The organism is Acinetobacter sp. YH01019 (genome assembly GCF_013420285.1).
Lineage (GTDB): Bacteria > Pseudomonadota > Gammaproteobacteria > Pseudomonadales > Moraxellaceae > Acinetobacter > Acinetobacter gandensis.
In genome coordinates this window covers 1-1,373 of sequence record NZ_VOYM01000178.1, presented here as the reverse complement: position 1 = coordinate 1,373, position 1,373 = coordinate 1, and the positions used below count along the sequence as shown (strand labels likewise).

2 protein-coding genes are annotated in these 1,373 nt (G+C 47.9%); both read left to right on the top strand.

The genetic code is table 11. The annotated features are described in order from the left end of the window. Positions 1–308, top strand: a 308-nt coding sequence (gene tnpB / locus FTT84_RS17785; protein WP_180082044.1) for an IS66 family insertion sequence element accessory protein TnpB, incomplete at its 5' end; no start/stop codon positions are given. 74 nt (positions 309–382) lie between these two features. After that, positions 383–1,373 (top strand): IS66 family transposase (locus FTT84_RS17780; protein WP_180191848.1); only part of this gene is annotated, 991 nt, incomplete at its 3' end.

Here is a 1,373-nt window from a genome sequence, read left to right as displayed (position 1 = left end):
CTACTCAGCCCATGGACATGCGTGCAGGTATGGATACGACCATGGCTCAGGTGGTGAGAGCCTTTGGCTACATCAAACCGCATTGTGCTTACCTGTTCTGTAATAAACGTGGCCATCGCATGAAAGTACTGGTGCATGATGGACTGGGGATCTGGCTGTGTGCCCGGCGGCTGGAACAGGGCAAATTTCACTGGGCTAAAGTTCACCAGGGTGAAAGCGTAGCCCTCAGCCCGGAACAGTTACAGGCACTGATCCAGGGTTTGCCCTGGCAGCGCATTGGACAACAGCAGGTAGTGACGATGCTCTAAACCAGGTTGGTGCATTCTGCTATTCTCCAAACGTTCTATTTCCTCTGCGTCATGACCTCAGGCATACTGCGGTCATGAATACGCTGCCTGACTTAAGCCAACTGACCCATGAACAACTGCTGGAATTTACCAGACAGTTGGCAATGCAGCATCAACAACTCGCAGAAGATAACCAACAATTAGATACCAAAGTTCAGCATCTTGAAGTATCCAATCAGCAATTAGATACCAAAGTTCAGCATCTTGAAGTCACCAATCAGCAATTAGATGCTCAAGTTCAACATCTTTCTATTCTCAACCAAAAATACGAGCATGAACTGGCGCTGTTTAAAAAGCACAAATTTGGCAGTAAAAACGAACATCTTACCGCAAAACAAATCCATCTGTGGGATGAAGCGGTCGAAGAAGATATTGCCGCTGTTGATCTGGAACTGGAACGGCTGAATGCAGATAAAACCGATGCAGCGACACAGAAAGCCAAAACCAATAAACCTAAACGTCGACCACTGCCAGATCATCTACACACCATCCGTATTGAGCATGAACCTGCATCAACCCAATGCGCTTGTGGTTGCCAGTTACGTCGTATCGGCGAAGATGTCAGTGAAAAACTACATTTCAGACCGGCACAGTTCTACAAGGAACAGCATGTCCGTGGCAAATGGGTCTGTGATCAGTGTGACACCCTGACTCAGCAAGCGATGCCTGCCTATGTGATTGATAAAGGCATTGCTTCACCTGAACTGCTCAGCCATGTGTTGGTATCGAAGTATGCCGATCATTTACCGCTGTACCGTCAACGTCTGATCTATCAGCGGGCGGGAATCGAGCTTTCTAGATCAACGTTATCTGACTGGATAGGTCGCTGCGGTGTAGAACTGGAACCTCTGGCCAATGCCTTAAAAGAGGTGGTACTACAACAGCAGGTGATCCATGCCGATGAAACACCGGTCACCATCATGCGGATGGGTGAGAATGAGAAAAAACCGAAGAAAGGTTATGTCTGGGCCTATGCCACTACACAGTACAATCCAGTTCAGGCGGTGATCTATGACTTTCAGGATA